Annotated in this window: 22 protein-coding genes; 15 read left to right on the top strand and 7 right to left on the bottom strand. The window is 27.2% G+C overall.

Annotated elements, in window-relative coordinates; all coding sequences use genetic code 11:
• The first annotated feature begins 2 nt into the window (after positions 1 to 2).
• From bamA to lpxB, 7 genes are read left to right on the top strand one after another with little or no spacing between them, the layout of a single operon-like run.
• Positions 3 to 2,243, top strand: coding sequence for an outer membrane protein assembly factor BamA (gene bamA / locus ABXT47_RS02570; RefSeq protein ID WP_415309184.1), 2,241 nt, complete (start codon positions 3 to 5; stop codon positions 2,241 to 2,243).
• A complete protein-coding gene (locus tag ABXT47_RS02575; RefSeq protein WP_415309185.1) occupies positions 2,243 to 2,764 on the top strand; it encodes an OmpH family outer membrane protein in 522 nt (173 codons plus the stop codon). The genes bamA and ABXT47_RS02575 overlap by 1 nt, the downstream gene beginning before the upstream one ends.
• The gene (gene fabZ / locus ABXT47_RS02580; protein ID WP_415309186.1) at positions 2,764 to 3,213 is read left to right on the top strand and encodes a 3-hydroxyacyl-ACP dehydratase FabZ; all 450 of its coding nucleotides are present in this window, start codon (positions 2,764 to 2,766) and stop codon (positions 3,211 to 3,213) included. The genes ABXT47_RS02575 and fabZ overlap by 1 nt, the downstream gene beginning before the upstream one ends.
• Before the next feature lie 55 nt (positions 3,214 to 3,268).
• A complete protein-coding gene (lpxD, locus tag ABXT47_RS02585) occupies positions 3,269 to 4,249 on the top strand; it encodes a UDP-3-O-(3-hydroxymyristoyl)glucosamine N-acyltransferase (RefSeq protein WP_415309187.1) in 981 nt (326 codons plus the stop codon).
• Complete coding sequence (gene lpxA / locus ABXT47_RS02590; protein WP_415309188.1) at positions 4,246 to 5,028, top strand: acyl-ACP--UDP-N-acetylglucosamine O-acyltransferase; 783 nt, start codon at positions 4,246 to 4,248, stop codon at positions 5,026 to 5,028. Before lpxD ends, lpxA begins: the two co-directional genes overlap by 4 nt.
• 1 nt (position 5,029) lies before the next feature.
• Positions 5,030 to 5,821 carry a UDP-2,3-diacylglucosamine diphosphatase LpxI domain-containing protein gene (gene lpxI / locus ABXT47_RS02595; RefSeq protein WP_415309189.1) on the top strand — a complete coding sequence of 264 codons (792 nt, stop codon included), beginning with the start codon at positions 5,030 to 5,032 and terminating at the stop codon, positions 5,819 to 5,821.
• A complete protein-coding gene (lpxB, locus tag ABXT47_RS02600; RefSeq protein ID WP_415309190.1) occupies positions 5,818 to 6,954 on the top strand; it encodes a lipid-A-disaccharide synthase in 1,137 nt (378 codons plus the stop codon). Before lpxI ends, lpxB begins: the two co-directional genes overlap by 4 nt.
• On the opposite strand, the gene gltX is transcribed toward lpxB, so the two are convergent.
• The 7 genes from gltX to ABXT47_RS02635 form a co-directional block, all read right to left on the bottom strand.
• A complete protein-coding gene (gene gltX / locus ABXT47_RS02605; protein ID WP_415309191.1) occupies positions 6,931 to 8,331 on the bottom strand; it encodes a glutamate--tRNA ligase in 1,401 nt (466 codons plus the stop codon). The two genes, lpxB and gltX, sit on opposite strands and share 24 nt — an antisense overlap.
• A 22-nt stretch (positions 8,332 to 8,353) precedes the next feature.
• A complete protein-coding gene (gene lexA / locus ABXT47_RS02610) occupies positions 8,354 to 9,031 on the bottom strand; it encodes a transcriptional repressor LexA (RefSeq protein ID WP_415309192.1) in 678 nt (225 codons plus the stop codon).
• 88 nt (positions 9,032 to 9,119) lie between these two features.
• On the bottom strand, positions 9,120 to 9,911 hold the full coding sequence (locus tag ABXT47_RS02615) for an indole-3-glycerol phosphate synthase TrpC (RefSeq protein ID WP_415309193.1): 792 nt from the start codon (positions 9,909 to 9,911) through the stop codon (positions 9,120 to 9,122).
• A complete protein-coding gene (trpD, locus tag ABXT47_RS02620; RefSeq protein ID WP_415309194.1) occupies positions 9,904 to 10,896 on the bottom strand; it encodes an anthranilate phosphoribosyltransferase in 993 nt (330 codons plus the stop codon). The genes ABXT47_RS02615 and trpD overlap by 8 nt, the downstream gene beginning before the upstream one ends.
• Positions 10,896 to 11,468, bottom strand: a complete 573-nt coding sequence (locus tag ABXT47_RS02625; RefSeq protein WP_415309195.1) for an anthranilate synthase component II — start codon at positions 11,466 to 11,468, stop codon at positions 10,896 to 10,898. The genes trpD and ABXT47_RS02625 overlap by 1 nt, the downstream gene beginning before the upstream one ends.
• Entirely contained in the window at positions 11,468 to 12,922 is a 1,455-nt protein-coding gene (trpE, locus tag ABXT47_RS02630; RefSeq protein ID WP_415309364.1) for an anthranilate synthase component I, read from the bottom strand. Before trpE ends, ABXT47_RS02625 begins: the two co-directional genes overlap by 1 nt.
• The gene (locus tag ABXT47_RS02635; RefSeq protein WP_415309196.1) at positions 12,922 to 14,343 is read right to left on the bottom strand and encodes a SurA N-terminal domain-containing protein; all 1,422 of its coding nucleotides are present in this window, start codon (positions 14,341 to 14,343) and stop codon (positions 12,922 to 12,924) included. The genes trpE and ABXT47_RS02635 overlap by 1 nt, the downstream gene beginning before the upstream one ends.
• A 56-nt stretch (positions 14,344 to 14,399) precedes the next feature.
• Here ABXT47_RS02635 and ABXT47_RS02640 point away from each other — a divergent pair, with 56 nt between their 5' ends.
• From ABXT47_RS02640 to ABXT47_RS02675, 8 genes are read left to right on the top strand one after another with little or no spacing between them, the layout of a single operon-like run.
• Positions 14,400 to 15,140, top strand: a complete 741-nt coding sequence (locus ABXT47_RS02640) for a triose-phosphate isomerase (RefSeq protein WP_415309197.1) — start codon at positions 14,400 to 14,402, stop codon at positions 15,138 to 15,140.
• A 5-nt stretch (positions 15,141 to 15,145) separates the two neighbouring features.
• The gene (gene secG / locus ABXT47_RS02645; RefSeq protein ID WP_415309198.1) at positions 15,146 to 15,442 is read left to right on the top strand and encodes a preprotein translocase subunit SecG; all 297 of its coding nucleotides are present in this window, start codon (positions 15,146 to 15,148) and stop codon (positions 15,440 to 15,442) included.
• Positions 15,443 to 15,489: 47 nt separating this feature from the next.
• A complete protein-coding gene (locus ABXT47_RS02650; protein ID WP_415309199.1) occupies positions 15,490 to 17,106 on the top strand; it encodes a CTP synthase in 1,617 nt (538 codons plus the stop codon).
• Positions 17,103 to 17,927: a 3-deoxy-8-phosphooctulonate synthase gene (gene kdsA, locus ABXT47_RS02655; RefSeq protein WP_415309200.1), complete on the top strand. Its 825-nt coding sequence runs from the start codon at positions 17,103 to 17,105 to the stop codon at positions 17,925 to 17,927. The genes ABXT47_RS02650 and kdsA overlap by 4 nt, the downstream gene beginning before the upstream one ends.
• The gene (gene eno / locus ABXT47_RS02660; protein ID WP_415309201.1) at positions 17,928 to 19,184 is read left to right on the top strand and encodes a phosphopyruvate hydratase; all 1,257 of its coding nucleotides are present in this window, start codon (positions 17,928 to 17,930) and stop codon (positions 19,182 to 19,184) included.
• On the top strand, positions 19,184 to 19,486 hold the full coding sequence (locus ABXT47_RS02665) for an FtsB family cell division protein (RefSeq protein ID WP_415309202.1): 303 nt from the start codon (positions 19,184 to 19,186) through the stop codon (positions 19,484 to 19,486). Before eno ends, ABXT47_RS02665 begins: the two co-directional genes overlap by 1 nt.
• On the top strand, positions 19,476 to 20,408 hold the full coding sequence (gene lipA / locus ABXT47_RS02670) for a lipoyl synthase (protein WP_415309203.1): 933 nt from the start codon (positions 19,476 to 19,478) through the stop codon (positions 20,406 to 20,408). Before ABXT47_RS02665 ends, lipA begins: the two co-directional genes overlap by 11 nt.
• Positions 20,401 to 20,850, top strand: a complete 450-nt coding sequence (locus ABXT47_RS02675; protein WP_415309204.1) for a type II toxin-antitoxin system RatA family toxin — start codon at positions 20,401 to 20,403, stop codon at positions 20,848 to 20,850. Before lipA ends, ABXT47_RS02675 begins: the two co-directional genes overlap by 8 nt.
• Position 20,851: the final 1 nt, after the last annotated feature.

Below are 20,851 nucleotides of genomic sequence, written 5' to 3' on the forward strand. Positions count from 1 at the left end.
CTATGTTTAGTACATTTTTAAAGTTTTTAATTGTTATGTTAATTTCTATCTCTTCAGCATTTGGAGAAGTAGTAAAGTCAATTAAAGTTTCTGGAAATGAAAGGATTTCAAATGAAACAATTATTGTTTTTAGTAAGATTAAAATTGGACAAAACCTTTCTGAGAGCCAATTAAATAAAGTTATCATTGATTTATACGAGACAGATTTTTTTAAAGATGTTTCTATTAATTTTGATAATCAAATTTTGAATATAAGTGTAGATGAAAATCCTATAATTCAGAATCTATATATTGAGGGTATAAAAAATAAAACACTTATTGTTAAAATCCGAGAAATTTTATCATTAAAGAACAGAAGTTCTTATAAAGAAATTTTAGCTAAAAGAGATGTAAATATTATTTTAAATTCATTAAGATCGATAGGTCATTATTTTTCTGATGTTCAATACATTGTAAATTATAATGAAAATAATACTGTAGATTTAACCTATGATGTTAAGTTGGGAGATAAAGCTTCAATTTCAGAAATTAGATTTATAGGTGAAAAATTTTTTAAAGATAGAAAACTGAGAAGCGTCATAACTTCAGAAGAAAATAGATTTTGGAAATTTTTTTCTAATAAAAAATATGTTGATCAAAAAAGAATTTCGCTAGATCAGCGTCTTTTAAAGAATTTTTATTTAAACAAAGGTTTTTACAATGTTAAAGTGAGTGATTCTTACGCTAATATGCTAGACACAAATAAATTTGAACTTACATTTAATATTAATTCAGGCAGGAAATATTACTTTAATGAACTCGATCTCTTATTACCTGAGAATTATAGTAGAGATAATTTTTCAGAAATCTTAAATTTATTTGCAGATCTAAAAAATCAAATTTACTCTCTGAATAAAATTGAAGATATTTTAGATGAAATTGATAATATTGCTTTAAATTCCCAATTTGAATTTATATCTGCTACTGTTAATGAGGAAATTATTGACACTAATAAATTAGACTTTATTTTTGAAATTAAAGAAACACAAAAAAAATATGTTAATAGAGTTAATGTTTATGGTAATACAATTACAAGAGAAGAGGTTATAAGAAATTCACTTATCGTTGATGAAGGTGATCCCTTTAATGAATTATTGCACAATAAATCAATAAATACGCTCAAAGCAAAAAATATATTTAAAACAGTTGAAAGTGAGATTGTAGATAGTGAAAAAGATGGATATACCGATATAAATCTAACATTCGAAGAAAAGCCTACAGGAGAGATTTCGGTGGGTGCTGGTTACGGTACAAGAGGAGCTGCATTTGGTTTTACAATAAAAGAAAACAACTTTTTAGGCAAAGGTGTAAAACTTGTTACTGATATATCTTATACTACTGACAGTCTTTCTGCTGGTTTGAGTTATACAGAACCAAACTTTGCTTACTCAAATAGATCATTAACATCAAGTTTTTCATCTTCTAGTGTTGATAAAATTACTAATTATGGATACGAAACAAAGACGAATACTCTTGAATTTTCTACTTTTTTTGAACAATATAGAAACTTATATGTGTCACCTGCTATTTCAGTAAGACACGAAAATCTGACAACTAATAGTAACGCATCAGAACAATATAAAAAACAAAAGGGCAAGTTTTATGACATAACAATGCCATATGGCATTTCTTACGATAAAAGAGATAATCAGTATGATCCTAAGGCCGGATTCATAAGTAGCTTCACTCAAGAATTGCCGTTAATTAGCAATAATCCAGCTATAACAAATTCATACAATTTTTCAAAATATTTCTCGATTGGTGATAATTTTGTAAATAATATTGATGTTTATTTCAAAGCTATAAATTCAATTTCCAATAAAGATGTAAGAGTATCTAAAAGAATTTTGCTTCCTGGCAATAGACTTAGAGGCTTTGAAGTTGGTAAAATTGGCCCAATAGATAATGATAATTTTGTAGGTGGTAATTATGCAGCCTCAATGAATTTTGTTACACAAGTACCAAATTTATTCCCAGAATTACAAAATGCAGATTTTAATTTCTTTTTAGATATGGCAAATGTGTGGGGTGTAGATTATAGTTCTGCATTAGATGATTCAGGGTCCATCAGAAGTGCGTTAGGTGTTGGCGTTGATTGGTTTACTCCGATAGGACCTTTAAGCTTTTCTTTATCACAGCCTATTACAAGTTCAAATTCTGACAAAAAAGAAACATTCAGATTTAATTTAGGAACAACATTTTAATGTTTAAAATAAAAATAATTTTATATATTTCTATTTTTCTTTTTGTAAATTCATTTAGTGCAAGCGCTAACATTGCATATATAAACTTTGATTTTTTGTTAAATAATTCTAAAGCTGGAAAAAATATAGAATCTGAAATAAAAAAATTGCAAAAAAAACAAATTACTGAATTTAAGAATAAAGAAGATAACTTAAAGAAAAATGAAGATAAACTTTTATCAAAAAAAAATCTTTTAGAAAAAAAAGCTTATATATTAGAAGTTGAAGAATTTAAAAAAAAAGTTGTAATATATAATAAATATAAGAATGACAAAATAACATCACTAAATAAAAGAAGAACAAAATCTATTAATATGTTTATGAAAGAAATTACACCAATTTTGACCGAATATGTTACCAAAAATAATATTTCAATTTTATTAGAAAAAAAAAATATTGTAATTGGTAAGTCCAATCTTGATATTACAAAAACAATACTTGTTTTGTTAGATGAAAAAATTGATAAAATTAATATTGATTAATGATTACTAAATTAAATAAAAAAGATATAATAAATTTATTGCCACATAGAGAACCAATGTTATTAATTGAAGAACTCATTAACATTAAGAAACTTTTTTCTGCAACTGCCATTGTTAATGTAACAAAAGATAGTTTCTTTGTTCAAGGTCATTTTCCTGATAATCCAGTAATGCCAGGAGTCTTAATTGTTGAGGCTTTTGGACAGGCTGCAGCCGCTCTTACTGCAGCTGGCATAGATAAAGAAACTTATGAAAATAAATTAGTATTTTTGATGGGAATTGAAAAAGCTAGGTTTAGAAACCCAGTAATACCAGATTGTAAACTTGAATTAAATATAGAGGCAGTTAGATCTCATGGCAGAGTTTGGAAATACAAAGGTGAAGCATTTGTTGAAGGTAAAAAAATGGCTGATGCCCTATGGTCAGCTACCATTGTTGATAGAAAATAATTAGTAACAATTATTGATAAGTAATTAATTATAGTTTTGATAAAAAACTATATTAATGCCTAATCCTTTTTTTAAAAACTGTGGTCCTTATTATATAGATGAGTTATTAGAATTGTCAGATGTTTCTAAAAAAATTATTCCTAATAAAATTAATGTCAATGACATAAAAGATCTGGTTTCTGCAACTAATAAAGATGTCTCTTTTTTTCACTCAAAAAAATATGAAGATTTAGCATCTAAAACTAATGCTGCATATTGTATTACTACTAAAAACTTAGCACATATATTACCTACCACTTGTTTTTCAATAATTGTTGATAATGTATTAATAACTACAGCAAAAATTACTAAAATATTTTATCCTAATTCTGTTACTGATGATTTTGATCAAAATATTTCTGTTATTAATGAAACACTATTAGCAAAAATAACCACATATGGTAAAAATGTTTTAATCGGAAAAAATGTTCAAGTAGGTAAAAATTGTCTAATTGGACATAACACAATAATTGAAAGTAATGTTATTATCGGTGATAATTGCTCTATTGGCTCAAACGTAATCATAAGAAATACAATAATTAAAAACAATGTAAGTGTTTTGGATGGTTGTGTAATTGGTAAAAAAGGTTTTGGTTTTTTTCCTGACAAAGATAAAAATTTTAGATACCCACATATAGGTGTAGTTATAATTGAAGACAACTGTGAAATTGGATGTGGGTCTACCATAGATAGAGGTTCACTTTCTAATACTATAATAGGAAGAAACACTTACTTAGATAATCAAGTTCATATTGCTCATAATAATAAAATCGGTAGTAATTGCATTATTGCAGGCCAAGTTGGTTTTGCTGGAAGTTCAACTTTAGGAAATAATGTTATGATTGGTGGTCAAGCTGGTATCTCTGGACATTTACAAATTGGTAATAATATTCAAATAGGCGGGGGTAGTGGTGTAATAAAAGATATTCCAGATAACTCTAAAGTTATGGGTTATCCTGCTAAAAATTTAAAAGAATTTATTAAGGATAATAAATGATACATAAAACAGCAATTATTGACCCCAATGCAAAAATTGCCTCAACTGTATCTATTGGGCCCTATACAGTCATCGGCCCTAATGTTGAGATTAAAGATAATGTAATTATTCAATCACATGTCAGCATCACTGGTTCAACAATAATTGGTAAAAATAATAAAATTTACCCGTTTGCTTCAATAGGTAATGATCCTCAAGACATGAAATATAATGATGAAAAAACAAAGCTTCTGATTGGAAATAATAATACAATAAGAGAATATGTAACAATTAATCCAGGCACAATTCAAGGTGGGGGAATAACAAAAGTAGGTAATGATAATTTAATAATGATTAGTGCTCATATTGCTCATGACTGCATTATTGGTAACAATATTGTTATAGCTAATAGCGCGGCAATAGCTGGTCATGCAAAAATTGATGATTATGTTATAATTGGTGGTAATTGTGGTGTTCAACAATTTACTAGAATCGGAAAAATGGCTATGATAGGTGGAATGACCGGTGTTTCTAGAGATGTTATTCCTTACGGTTTATCAACGGGTAATCGAAATTACTTAAATGGAATTAATGTTGTTGGATTAAGAAGAAGCAAGATATCAAATAAAGAAATTATTGGTCTTGCAGATGCTTATAAGCAAATATTTAAAACAGAAAACTTAAATCAAAATTTGAATAAATTAAATGGTCAGTTTAAGGAAAATAATTTAGTTAAAGAAGTGGTTGAATTTATCAATAAAGATAAAAAAAGGCCAATTTGCACCCCTCTTCCAAGATAGAATGATTGGATTATTTTTAGGTAGTACAGATTTCCCAAAAATAATTTTAAATAAAATCAAAAAGGAAAAGAAAAAATATTTTATTATAGATTTAACAATAAATAATGATTTTAAAAAAAATAAGAATAGTTACTTCATTAGCATAGGACAGTTTGGTAAAATTTTATCAGTAATTAAAGAAAATCAATGTAATAAGGTATTATTTGCTGGGAAAATTATTAAACCAAAAATTTCCTCACTTAAATTGGACTTTAAAGGCCTTTATTATATTCCAAGAATAATCAAGGCTTCAAAGTTGGGAGATGCAGCAATTTTAAAAGAGTTAATAAAGATTTTATCAGAACATAATATTAAGGTTATAAAATCTAATTTTTATAATCCGGAATTAACTTTACCAAAAGGCAATTATACAAAAATTAAACCCAGTAAAAAAGAATTAATTGAAATCAAAAAAGGTATAAATTCACTAAACAAATTAAATGCATACAATCATACTCAAGCTTTAATAATTAGAAACAATTCAATTATTGCAAAAGAAAACTCAAAAGGTACAAAAAAAATGATCCAATCGATAATTAAAGTTAAAAATAATAAAGGCATATTAATTAAATTTCCCAAAAAAAAACAAGATTTAAGAGCTGACTTACCAACTATTGGACTTGATACACTTAAAGACTGTAAAAAAGCGAATTTAAAAGGGGTAGTTCTTAAGTGTAATCAAAATATATTTATGGATAAAATTAAATGCATAAATTTTGCTGATAAAAATGAAATCTTTATTAAAGTTATATGAAAAAGATATTTATAGTAACAGGTGAACCGTCGGGCGATAAGTTAGCTTCTAAAGTTATATCAAAACTAAAGGAATCTAATCCAAAAATTGAATATTTGTGTGTTGGTGGGTCTCATTTATATTCTTTAGGTATCGACTCAATCTTTGACCTAAAAGAAATTACATATATGGGTTTTACAAGTGTATTGCTAAATATATTTAAGATTAAAAATAAAATCAATGAGACTGTGGATGAAATTATCGAATTTAATCCAGATATATTATTTACAGTGGATAGCCCAGATTTTACACTTAGGGTAGCCGAAAGAGTTAAAAAAGTTAATAATAACATTAAAATAATTCATTATGTTGCACCTCAAGTTTGGATATGGCGGGAAGGTAGAGTTAAAAAATTTAAGAAATTTATAGATCACATGCTACTTTTGTTTAATTTCGAGAAAGAATATTTTGACAAAGAGAATATTACAAATACTTTCGTGGGACACCCTTTATTGGAGACAAATAAAAAATCTAAAATTGATTTATCTTCATTAATTAATGAGAATAAAAAGATTATATCAATATTTGCAGGAAGTAGAAATTCTGAAACTAATGTTCTGTTACCAATTTTATCTGATTTTATTAAATTAATGAACAGACGATTTAATGATTATATTTATATTTTCCATGCTACTGAAGAAAATAAAGAATTAATTACTAATTCTCTAAAAAATAATTCATTAAATAATATCCAAGTGATTTCAGATGATAATATCAAATCTCAAATACTATCTAGATCTGTGTTTGCAGTAGCTAAATCAGGAACGGTATCTCTTGAAATTTGTAATGCTAATGTTCCATCTATTATAATCTATAAAATTAACATGATTAATTATCTAATTATGAAATCGTTAGTTAAAGTTAAATTTGCGAATATTATAAATATTATTAATAAAAAAGAAATTATTCCAGAATTGTTACAAGGCGAATGTAATGCAAAAGAAATTTATAATTCAGTTGTTTATTTATTAAAAAATCCAGAAATTATGAAAGATCAAGTAAACAAATGTAACAAAACTTTAAATGAGATAAGATCGAAATCATCCTCCTCATTAGAAGCCTCTTCAGTATTAAGTAAGCACCTTGTTACCTAATCTTTTTTGAACTTCTTCTTTACCTAATGAGATGATTATATCATAAATGCCTGGACCAAACTTTGAACCTGTTAAAGATATTCTTAATGGCTGTCCAACTCCCTTAAAATTTGTCTCATGTACTTTTATAAGATTATTTACTATAGGCTCTAAAGTTTCTTTATTTAAAATTTTTAAAACATCAACATTTTTATTAAATTCAAAAATTATTTTTTTTGCTTTGTCATCAATAAGTTTTAAATCATCTTGATTAAAGTTTATTTTATCAAAAATTAAATATTTGGCATTATTATATATGTCTTCTAAAGTTTTGGCTTTATTTTTAAGAAACAATAATGATGTTTTAATTTTTTCTTCTTTATCGGATTTAATTTTTTCCTTGTACAATTCGCAGTATATAACAAGTTGATTGTAAAGTTCATTTTCATCAATAGTTTTAATATAATGTTCATTCATTGATAGAATACGGCTCATATCTAGCTTTGAAGGTGATTTTCCAATTCCTTCTAAGTTAAAAAGTTTAATACTTTCATCCAAAGTAAATATTTCTTTATCATTGTAGGACCATCCTAATCTTAATAAATAATTCCTTAACGCACTAGGCATAATCCCAATTTTTGAATAGTCATCTAGCGTTGAAGCGTTATCTCTTTTTGATAGTTTTTTACCCTCTATAGTATGAATAAGAGGTATATGTGCAAATTGAGGTACCACCCATCCCATTGCCACGTATATCTGCATTTGTTTAAAAGTATTGATCTTATGATCATCCCCCCTAATAATATGGGTCATATTCATTTGATGGTCATCCACAGTTGCAGAAAGATTGTATGTGGGAGTGCGATCATTTCTTAAAATTATGAAATCCTCAATTGTATTATTGTCAATTTCAACATTACCCTGAACTAAATCTTTCAATATGGATGTTCCTTTAATTCTACTTTTAAATCTAATTACTGGTTTTATATTTTTTGGAGCATCTGTTTCAGTAAGATTTCTCCATTTTCTATTATAAATATAAGGAAGTTTTTTTTGTCTAGCTCTATTTTTTTGTTCTTCAATTTCTTCACTTGAACAGTAGCATTTATAAGCATGACCATTTTTCAGCAACTCATCAGCAACATTTACATGATCATTTATTTTTGTGGACTGGATATATTCATCACCATCATGCTCTATACCAATCCATTTTAAAGATTTTATAATTTGATATTTATGTTCATCCTTAGATCTCTCTTTATCTGTATCTTCAATTCTTAAGTGAAAATTTCCTTTTTGGTTCTTTGAATATAGCCAGTTAAATAAAGCAGTTCTAACACCACCAATATGTAGGGCTCCAGTAGGAGAGGGAGCAAATCTTGTTGCTACTTTAGACATTCGGAATGTTTAGACTATTTTTTTAGAAGTTTCTATATAAAGATACTAAAACACCCTGAACTTTAACTCTGTCAGGTCCAAATATTTTAGTTTCATAGTTTCTATTTGCACTTTCAAGAGCAATTGTTTTGCCTTTTCTTCTTATTCTTTTTAGCATTGCTTCATGCTCATCTATTAGAGCAACTACAATCTTGCCATTATCTGCAGTATCTGATCTTTTTATTATAACTGTATCACCTTCGTTAATTCCAGCTTCAATCATCGAATCTCCTTGAACCTTTAGTCCAAAGTATTGACCATTTTTTTCAAGATTGCTAGGAAGAGGTATTCTAGCAACTTCATTTTGAATTGCTTCAATTGGTGTTCCTGCTGCAATTTTACCTAACACAGGGATTTCCATTTCGTCATTTTTAGTATTTTCTGTGTCTAATCCACCTTTAATAACACTTGGTGAAAAACTGTTATAAATATCATTTGCTGAAGCTGTTTCTGGCAGTTTTATAACCTCCAAAGCTCTTGCTTTATGAGGAAGTCTTCTAATAAAACCTCTTTCCTCTAAAGCACTTATTAATCTGTGAATTCCTGATTTAGATTTTAAATTTAATGAGTCTTTCATTTCCTCATAAGAAGGTGAAACGCCTGAGGCTCTCAACTTCTTGTTGATAAATAAAAGCAGGTTTTTTTGTTTTTTAGTTAGCATAAGAACAAATAAAGTACAAAATCTGTTCTACAAGTGTTCTTCTATTTTAACAATAGCTAAAAAGTGTTGAAAATAGTGGTTTATTTTACTAAAGAACTGAAAAAATTGAATTATTATCCAAGTTTTTCAAGAGTGATTCACCAATTAAAAAAGTTTTAATTTTAGTTTTGTCTTTTAAGGATAGAAGTTCGTCTTTTGTTTTAATTCCACTTTCTGAAATTAAAGGTCCGCCATGACTAATTAAAACATCATGGATATCATAAGTTGTATTTATATTTGTTTTAAGCGTTTTAAGATTTCTATTATTAATTCCTATTAAAGCCTCTTTAAAGTTAAGAGCTTTTTTTGCTTCATCAACAGTATGCACTTCAACAATTATAGACATGTTAAGTTTTAGCGCTTCTTCATATAATTCATTCGCAAGTTTATCAGAGACCCCTGCTATTATTATTAATATAGCATCAGCACCATAGCTTTTTGCAAGATGAACTTGAAATTTGTCTATAAAAAAATCCTTACAAAGAACAGGAAGTTTTATTTTTTCTTTTACTTTACTGACGTGAGTTAGATTGCCTAAAAAAAAATCTTCTTCTGTAAGTATAGATAAGCAGGTTGCTTTATTATTATTGTAAATTTTAGCTATATTTAAAGGGTCATAATTTTCTATTATTATACCAGCAGAAGGACTAGCTTTTTTAATTTCAGCAATTAATGAAATTTTATTATAATTAATATTATTTTGTATTTTATCTTTAAAATTAATAAATGATTTATTTTCATTTATTTTTATACTTAATGAATCTAATGGAATTGATTTTTTTAATAAATCAATACGTTCAATTTTTTTTTTAATTATTTTTTCTAATACATTTTTAGACATTTTGTATATTTTTTAAATTTTCAAATGTTTTACCAGATAATATGTGTGACCTTGCTGAATCATAAGCATCTTTAAATTCTGAATTTTTTTCAGTAACAATAAGTCCTGCTGCAGCATTTAAGCAGACAGCCTTTGAAAAGTCATTATCTTCGCCCTTAAATATATCTATCATTTTAATTGCATTAAATTTAGCATCATCACCTAACAAATCATCAAATTTATTTGCACCAATATTTAATTCTTTAGGATCTATAATTATTTCTGAAATTTTACCATTTTTTAATTGAACAACGTTTGTTTTTGCATAAGGTGATATTTCATCTAAACCATCTTCACTATTAACAATCCAAGCATATTTAATATTCAAATTCCTTAGTGCATCAGCAAAAATTTTTAATAAATTCTTATCAAAAACACCAACAACTTGTCTATTAACTAGGGCAGGGCTACTTAGAGGTCCGATCATGTTGAATATTGTTCTTTTACCTATCTTTTTTCTAGTTGGTCCAACAAACCTCATTGCACTATGGTAGTTCGGTGCAAACATAAAACCAAAATTATTTTTATTTATTTGTTCTTCAATATCTTTTGGCTCTAAATCAATCTTTATATTTAAAGCTTCCAAAACATCGCCTGATCCACATTTAGATGAAACTGCTTTATTACCGTGTTTTGCCACTTTGATACCCATGCTAGATAGCAATAACGCTGATGCAGTAGAAATATTTAGTGTATTCATGCCATCACCACCTGTGCCACATGTATCGACACAATCCTTAACGTTAACTCTTTTAGACTTATTTCTTAATATATAAACACCTCCAGCGATTTCATCAGAGACTTCACCTTTTGCCGATAGTAGAGTTAAAAAATCAAATATTTCACTTTCTGAAGCTTTGCCATCCATTAATATTTCAAATGCTGCTTTACTTTCATCGAAAGATAAATTCTCTTTATTTCTTAGCTTCTCTAGATATTTTTTCATTAATCTTTATAATTTATAAAATTTCTTAATATTTTAATCCCAATAGTAGTTCTTATACTTTCAGGATGAAATTGAACACCATGAATATTATATTCTTTATGTTTTACACCCATAATAATTCCATCTTTTGTTTCAGCAGTAATTTCAAGTTTATTGGAAAGTGTTTTTTTATCAATAATTAGACTGTGATATCTTGTGGCTTCAAATTTAGAGGGAAGATTTTTTAATATACCAATCTTTTTAGATTTTATCACACTTGTTTTTCCATGCATTATTTTATTAGCCTGAATTATTTTTGAACCAAATACTTGTCCGATAATTTGATGACCTAAACATACTCCTAATATTGGAATTTTTTTGTATAAAGATTTGACTATCTTAATACAATTTCCAGATTGATTTGGATTACCAGGACCTGGTGATATAACAATTCTGTTATATTTATTTATTATTATTTGCTTGTCAGTAATTTTATCATTTCTAATTACATCAACATTAACTCCTAACGATGATATGTAGTGGTATAAGTTAAATGTAAAACTATCGTAATTATCTATTAATATAATTTTCATTATTTAAGAGCATTCATTAGAGCTTTTGCTTTATTGATAGTTTCTTCATATTCTTTAATTGGCTTACTATCAGCTACAATCCCTGCACCAGCTTGGACATAAAATTTTCTATCTTTTGCAACAGCAGTTCTTAAAGCAATGCAGGTATCAAACTCACCATTTGCTGAAAAATATCCTATGCCCCCAGCATAGACTTTTCTTCTTGTTGTCTCTAATTCATCAATAATTTCCATAGCTCGAATTTTAGGTGCTCCTGAAACGGTCCCAGCTGGAAAACCAGCAAGTAATGATTTAAATTTTGAATATTTTTTATTATAAACTCCAACTACATTAGAAACTATGTGCATTACATGAGAGTACTTTTCTATTACAAAACTTTCTGTAACTTTGACACTCCCAATTTTAGATACTTTTCCTGCATCGTTTCTACCTAAATCAAGTAACATTAAATGTTCTGAAAGTTCTTTTTTATCTTGTAGTAAATCCTTTGCAAATAAACTGTCTTCTTTAAAGTTTTTACCCCTAGGTCTTGTCCCAGCTATTGGCCTAACAGTAATTTCGTTATCTCGTAGTCTAACTAGAATTTCTGGGCTGGCTCCAATTATTTGAAAATCTTCAAAATTGAAGAAGTACATAAATGGAGAAGGGTTGGTAACTCTTAATTTTTTATAAATTTCTAATGGTTTTTTAGTTAATTTAACTTCAAACCTTTGACTTAAAACTACCTGAAAAATATCACCAATTTTAATGTATTTTTTGGCTTTATTTACCATTTTTAAAAATTTGTTTTTCGTTGTGTTGGATTTAATTTTAATATGAGTTTTAGTATTTTTATAAGAATTATTTTTTTCTAATGAAGCTTGGATTAATAAATCATTTATTTCACCTTCAATTTCTAAATATTTTACTTTATAATTTGAAATTTTTTCATCATTGAAGATGTTTACAATATAAAAAATCTTTTTTTTTAAATTATCATGAATAACCAATGTTCTTGGTCTTAAGAGTCTTACGTCTGGAAGGTTTAAATCATCTTTACATTTGTTAGGAATTTTTTCGATGTATCTAATGGAATCGTAAGAAAAATAACCAGATATTAATGAACAAATAGGAGGTAGTCCTTTAGGTGTTTTGAATTTAAAATCTTCTATTATTTTTTCAATAATTATGTCGGGTTTTCCCTTAATCTTTTTTTTAGATTTATTTGTAAATAAGTAAGAGTTTTTATCGTTGAATTCCCAAATTTTATCGGGGTTTTTACCAAATATAGTATATCTACCTCTGATCTTTCCTTTTTCAACAGATTCAAAAATAAAGCTATTTTTTTCGCTAAGAAAATTATCAATTAGATTTAGAACCTCACGATCATTTACTGTTTTCCTGGAGGTGTATATAATTTGATTTTTGTTTCTTTTGTGTTGAAACTTAAAATCTTTAAAGTTTCGATTTAGCATCATCTAAAGTAATTTTTTACTCTATCAAGGGTTTTTTCATTAACTATCACGTTATATTTACTGTTTAAAAGATAGTCATATGATTTTAAAATTCCATTTCTATTTTCTGCACTTGCCTCATTTGAAATTGCTTTAAATATATTTGAATTTTGTGAAACATTAGTATCCTCATAACTTATTACTTTGGCTATGAATATATTGTTTTCTTTATCAGCAATCAAAGTAAACTCATTAATTGGTAGTGAATATAAAACTTCAATTGAATTAGCTTCAAATTTATTTACGTCTTTAACTGAGTTTATTTGAATTTTCTCAATCTTACCATTTGCAAGCTTATTGAAAGATTGTTCATTAAATTTTTTTTTGTCTAATTGATCAAGTATGTTTTTATTATATTCAAATTTTTCTTTTTGATATAAAAGATTTTTCATTTGTTTTGTAAATTTATTATCCTCTAAACTTGGTAACTTTAATTTAATATTATCAATCTGATAAAAAATAAAGGTTCCATTGTCTTCAAATATTTCAATCTTATCTTTTCTAGAATTATAAATCTTATTCTCAATTGTTTTATTATTTTCTAGGTTGATATAATCTTTTTTAATAATTGGCTTGATATTAAGTTCATTGATAATTGTTTTAAAATCAATATTTTTTGATATTTTGTTATCTATTTCATCAATTGCATCGAAGAAAGTTTGGTTGAATTCATCTAAACCTATTAAATTTTTTGGTGTGATTATTGCATAGGAAAAATCAATAAAGTCTTGTTTTAGTTTATCTGAATTTTCTTTAATAAAAACTTCAATTTCTTTATTGGTAAATTCATTAGTTTTCTTATAAAAATTATTCAACTCAATATACTCAATATCTAACTTTCTATTATTTTCTACAAAATGCTTATCTATTAAAAACTTAGGTGATTTAGCGCCACCACTTATATAAGTAAATAATTCTTTTTGCAGAGCATTATTCTTTAATTTGATTTCATACATCGCTGCACTCATACTATTTGTTAGTAAGAATTTTTCATAAAGAGTTCTTTGAAATTCACCATTTTCATCTTGAAAGTTTTTATTTTTTTTAAGTTTTTCTGCAATCATTTCTCTTGATAAAATTAAGTCTAAATCTTTTATTTCAAGGTCTAATAAAGTCATTGATATTAAGGATGATAAAAGTTCTTCAATTACATTTTTATCAATATTCTCTTTTATAACTTGTTGACTTAATCCTGATTGATTCAAGTAATCCATAAAATCTTGAGTGGAAATATTAGTGTTATTAATTTTGGCTATATTATTTTGATTTCCAGTACTAAAGCCACCACCAAATCCACCAAAACCAAAAGCAATTATAATAACAAAAATTAGTATTAATCCACCAATCTTTTTTTTTGTAAATTCTTTAAAAGGATTTATCATTGCATTATTAATATATTGATCTTTAAAATACCAAGCTATAGATTAAAATTTTCATTATGACAAATAAATATATGTATTTTATAGCTAATTGGAAAATGTATGGGAATTTATCATCCTTAAAAACATTAGATAAAGTTATTAAATTTTCTAAATCCAAAGAAATAAAGGGAGGAAGATTAATTTATTGCCCACCAAACACTTTAATAAGTTCTTTTTCAAAAAAATTTAAAAACTGTCAAATCGGTATTGGTGGTCAAAATTGTCATGAAAGTGATGTTTATGGTGCTCATACAGGTTTTGTTAATTCTCAAATGTTAAAAAATATTGGTGCTCACTTTGTAATTATTGGCCATTCAGAAAATAGAGTAAAGGGTGAAAGTGATAAACTGATTAATCTAAAAATAAAAAGTGCTCTTGATGCTAAATTAAAAGTTATTTTTTGTATAGGTGAAACTTTAAATGAAAAAAAAAAAAAAAAGACACACTCAATCCTCTCTAGACAAATTAAAATTGGTTTAAAAAATATCAAATATAAATCAAACATTTTTTTAGCTTATGAACCAGTTTGGGCTATAGGTAGTGGGCTCATACCAAAACACCAAGATCTTTTTAAAACAGTAAAATATATTAAAAGTAAATTTAAAGATAAATTGCCTAAAGTTTTATATGGGGGTTCTGTAAATCCCAAAAATATAACAATCTTAAGAGAAATTAATAATATTGATGGTTTTTTAATTGGAGGAGCATCTCAAAATGCTAAAAAATTTATTGATATCGTCAAAAAAACATATAGTTAACCTTCATGGAAAATATTTTATTAGTAGTCAACTTAGTGCTTGCTGTAATACTTGTGCTTTTGATACTTGTGCAAAAATCTGAAGGTGGAGCACTTGGCATTGGAGTTTCTCAAGATAATTTTATGCTTTCCAGATCAGCAGGTAATTTTATGAGTAAAGCTACAGCTGTAGTTGCTACTTTATTCATAATTTGTAGCTTAGCTTTAACAATAATATCTAGAGGTGAGTTAACACCTACATCCTCTGTACTAGATAACATTGAAGAAAAATCTAGTGATACTCCTTCAATTCCTGAAAATTAATAATTAATTCTTTCCATTTTATTAATTAATCGCTATAAGATAATTCCATGGCGCGATTTATATTTGTCACCGGCGGCGTGGTATCATCCTTAGGTAAAGGACTTTCTTCTGCTTCGTTAGCATATTTGCTTCAATCAAGCGGTTTTAAAGTCCGTTTAAGAAAATTAGATCCTTATTTAAATGTTGACCCAGGAACAATGAGTCCTTTTCAACATGGTGAAGTTTTTGTAACAAACGATGGTGCTGAAACCGATTTAGATCTAGGTCATTATGAAAGATTTTCAGGAATTTCTGCAAAAAAAACTGACAACATTACAACTGGAAAAATTTATAGTGACGTTTTAAAGAAAGAACGTAAGGGAGGTTATCTTGGTAAAACTGTTCAAGTTATTCCACACATAACTGATCGTATTAAAGAGTTTATAAAAAATGATATATCTAAAGAAGATTTTGTAATTTGTGAAATAGGGGGGATAGTAGGTGACATTGAAAGCCTTCCTTTTGTTGAAGCTATTAGACAATTTTCAAATGATGTCGGTAAAAAGAATGCTTTATTTATTCACTTAACACTAGTCCCATACCTTAGAGCTTCAGATGAGATTAAAACAAAACCTACTCAACACTCTGTAAAAGAGTTAAGAAGTCTCGGTATACAACCAGATATTATTATTTGTAGATCAGAAAGACCTATCCCGCTTGAACATAGAAAAAAAATATCCTTGTTTTGTAATGTAAATATTAAAAATGTAATTGAGACAGTTGATGTTAAAACTATTTATGAGGCGCCGATTAGTTTTAATAGAGAAAATTTAGATAAACAAGTGCTTGAATATTTTAGGATTAAAAGAAGAAAAAAAGTTAATTTAAATCCTTGGAAAAAAATTACAAAAATTGTTCTCCATACAAAAAAATTAATCAATATTGCAATCATTGGCAAATATGTTGACCTTAAAGATGCTTATAAATCTTTAGATGAAGCCTTAACTCATGGTGGAATTGATAATAATTTAAAGGTTAATTTAGTGAGAATAGATTCTGAGAATCTAAAAGTTTCTGAAATTAAGAAAAAATTAAAAGATGTTTCGGGAATTTTAATACCAGGTGGTTTTGGCAAAAGAGGAACAGAAGGTAAAATCGAAGCAATTAAATATGCTAGAGAGAAAAAAATTCCTTTTTTTGGAATCTGTTTTGGGATGCAAATGGCAATTATAGAATTTGCTAGAAATAAGTTAAATATAAAAAAAGCTACTTCAAGTGAGTTTGGAGCTGGAGGTGTTCCAATTATTGGGTTAATTACTGAATGGAATAAAAATGGCAAATTAATTAAAGGAACTGATAAAGATTTAGGTGGCACTATGAGACTTGGTCTTTATGAAGCAAAATTAAAAGAAAATTCATTAATTAGAAAAATCTATAAATCAAAATCAATTCAAGAAAGACATAGGCATCGATATGAGGTTAATATTAGTTACAAAGATAAATTTGAAAAAAATGGTTTAATTTTTTCAGGATTATCTCCAGATAACAAATTACCAGAAATTATTGAGCTAAAAAACCACCCCTGGTTTGTTGCTGTACAATTTCACCCTGAATTTAAATCTAGACCTTTGGCACCACATCCTTTATTCTCATCATTTATCAAAGCTGCTAAAAATCATAAATGAAAAATATAAAAGTTAATTGTGGAAACATAGAAATTTCAAACAATAATAAGATTTGTATTATTGCTGGTCCATGTCAACTTGAAACAGAACAGCATGCTATGGATATGGCAGGTAAAATTAAAGAGATTACTTCAAAATTTAATATGGGTTTTATTTATAAAACATCTTTTGATAAAGCAAATAGAACCAGCTTAAAAGGAAAAAGAGGTGCGGGTCTTGAACAGTCTTTACCTATTTTTGATAAAATAAAAAAAGAGTTAAATGTTCCAATATTAACTGACATACACAATGCTGAGCAATGCTCTGTTGTATCCCCACATGCAGACATATTACAAATTCCAGCATTTTTATGCAGACAAACAGATTTATTAATTGCTGCAGCTAAAACAAGAAAAATTATTAATGTTAAAAAAGGTCAATTTTTAGCACCATGGGATATGGTTAATGTTACTAAAAAAATTGCTGATTCTGGTAATAATAATATTCTGGTCACTGAAAGAGGCGCAAGCTTTGGGTACAATACTCTTGTCTCTGATATGAGATCTTTACCTATAATGGCAAAGAATGGTTACCCTGTTATTTTTGATGCCACACATTCTGTACAACAACCTGGGGGGTTGGGTGATACAAGTGGTGGGCAAAGAGAATTTGTAGAATATTTAGCAAGAGCTGCAGTAGCAGTTGGTGTTGCAGGTGTTTTTATTGAAACACATCAAGACCCTGATAATGCTCCATCTGATGGACCTAATATGGTTCCTTTAGATAAATTAGAAAAATTGCTATCTCAACTTTTTGAAATAGATAATCTAATTAAAAAATAAATGAGCAAAATATTAAAGGTAAAAGCTCGCCAAATTTTTGACAGTAGAGGATACCCAACAATTGAAGCTGAGGTTTATTCAAAAAATTTAAGTGCAACAGCTATTTGTCCATCAGGAGCATCAACTGGTACATATGAAGCGTTTGAAAAACGAGACAGTAAAAACAAAAAATATTTGGGTAAAAGTGTTTTAAATGCTGTGAGTTTAATTAATACAAAAATCTCAAAAAAATTAAAAGGTAAAAATATTCATGATCAAATGCGTATAGATACAATCTTAATTAATCTTGATGGAACTAGGCAAAAAACAAACTTAGGAGCTAATGCAATTTTAGCCGTGTCGATGGCTACAAAAAAACTTTCTGCAAAGATTAAAAAAGTACCTTTATATAAAACTTTTTTGGTAAAAAATAATTATAAATTACCATACCCTTTAATGAACATTATTAATGGTGGAGCTCATGCCAATAACGGTTTAAGAATTCAAGAATTTATGATTAGACCTGATAAAGCAAAGAGTTTTTCAGAGGCAATGAGAATATGTTTTGTTGTAATTAACAATTTAAGAGATTTAATTATAAAGAAGAATTTTTCAACGTCTGTTGGAGATGAGGGTGGTTTTGCTCCTATGATTAGTAGCAATGAAAAAGCTTTAGATCTAATTGTAGCTGCGATAAAAAAATCTGGATTTAAGAATGGTAAAGATGTTTCAATTTGTTTGGATGTTGCGGCTAACGAATTAATAAAAAAAAATAAATACTCTATTCATTCTAAAAAACTTATTTCAGTAGATCAATCAATTAAAGAATATCAAAAAATAATAACCAAATACAAAATCAAATCTATAGAAGACCCATTTGGAGAAAATGATTGGATAGCATGGAATAAATTAATGAAGTATACAAAAAATGTTCAAATAGTTGGTGATGATCTTTATGTTACAAATTTAGAAAGACTAAAAATTGGTTTTTTAAATAATTCATCAAACTCAATATTGATTAAACTTAATCAAATTGGCACGGTTTCGGAAACACTTGAAGTTATTAAATTTGCACAAATAATTGGCTATAAAACAATAATTTCTCATAGATCAGGTGATAGTGAGGATACTTTTATTGCAGACCTAGCCGTAGGAACTAATTCAAATCAAATAAAATCAGGGTCATTAGCTAGATCTGAACGTGTTGCTAAATATAATCAATTATTACGTATAGAAGAAGAGCTTGGAAAAAAAGCATTAATGAATAACATTTATTAATGTTGAAAAAATTAAAAAAAAATTATTTTTTACTAATCTCAATCTTTTTAATACTTTATTTTTTCTTTAACTTTTTAGACGGTGAAAGAGGTCTTTTTTCTTATTTTAAAAAAAAAGAAATCTTAATAAGTTTACAAAATAAAGAAAAGAATCTAACCAATAAAATTAAAAACCTTGAGTTTAAAAACTCTTTATTAAGTGATAAATTAGATTTAGATTATGTTGAAACGTTAATAAGAGAAAAGTTTTTATTTGGCAAAGAAGCAGAGACCCTCTATATAATTAAAAAGAATGACAATTAAACCAAGACACCCAGAAAAAGTTAACAAACCTATAAATCCAATTAAGAAAAAACCTGATTGGATAAGGTCTAAATTAACTAACAGTAAAGAATTTTTCTTAACTAAAACTATTGTTAATCAAAACAATTTAGTAACAGTTTGTCAGGAAGCTAACTGCCCAAATATTACAGAATGTTGGAGTAAACGTCATGCTACTTTTATGATTATGGGTGATACCTGTACAAGAGCTTGCGCTTTTTGTGATGTAAAAACAGGTAAACCTGAAAATTTAGATCCATTTGAGGCTTATAAAATTTCAAATGCTGTATACAAACTTAATCTTCAGCACGTTGTTATAACTTCTGTTGACAGAGATGATTTAGAAGATGGAGGTTCTAATCATTTTTTTGATGTAATTACAGCTATAAGAAAAAAAAACCCTCAAACTTCAATTGAAGTTTTAACCCCAGATTTTTTAAGAAAGGGTGACTCTTATAAAAAGATTCTTGAAGGAGATTTAGATGTTTTTAATCATAATATTGAAACAGTTCCAAGACTTTATTTAAAAGTTAGACCAGGTGCAAGATATTTTGGTTCATTAGAACTTTTAAAGAATGTAAAAAAAATTAATAAAAAAGTTTTTACTAAATCAGGGTTAATGGTTGGTTTAGGAGAAAGTAAAGATGAGTTAATTCAGGTGATGGACGACTTAAGGTCTGCTGATGTAGACTTTTTAACAATTGGACAATATTTGCAACCCTCAGTAAAACATCATCCACTTGAAAGATACTACCATCCAGATGAATTTAAAGATTTAGAAAATATTGCAAAAACTAAAGGTTTTTTATTAGTTTCATCTTCACCATTAACTAGATCTTCTTATCATGCTGATGAAGACTTTGCTCAATTGCAAAAAAATAGATTAGAAAAATTTAATGCCTAAAGCCACGGTCAAGAGATTAATTGAATGTAATAAAAAACAATTAGTGGATCTTGTTCTAGATATTGAAAATTACCCAATGTTTATACCTTATTGTTTAGATGCAAAAATTTATGAAAAAAAAAAAGAAAAAAATATGATATTAATAATTGCAGATCTTACAATAGGGAAAGGTCCTTTTAAGGCTACTTATAAAAGTGATGTCAGATTTAATAAAGATACAGACACTATCCTAGTAACTAATATCGAAGGACCCCTCAAGCATTTGTATAATAAATGGTTTTTTCTTGAAAAAGGGAATTTTACTGAGATATCTTTTGATATTGATTTTGAGATTGAAAATAAATTTTTAAATATTTTAATGACTAAATCTTTTCAGTATGGTTTAGATAAAATAGCTGACTCGTTTCAAAGAAGAGCTAACGATTTATTCAGGGATAGATAAA

Origin of the sequence: Candidatus Pelagibacter sp. Uisw_099_02 (assembly GCF_047727625.1) — a bacterium.
Taxonomy (GTDB): Bacteria; Pseudomonadota; Alphaproteobacteria; order Pelagibacterales; family Pelagibacteraceae; genus Pelagibacter.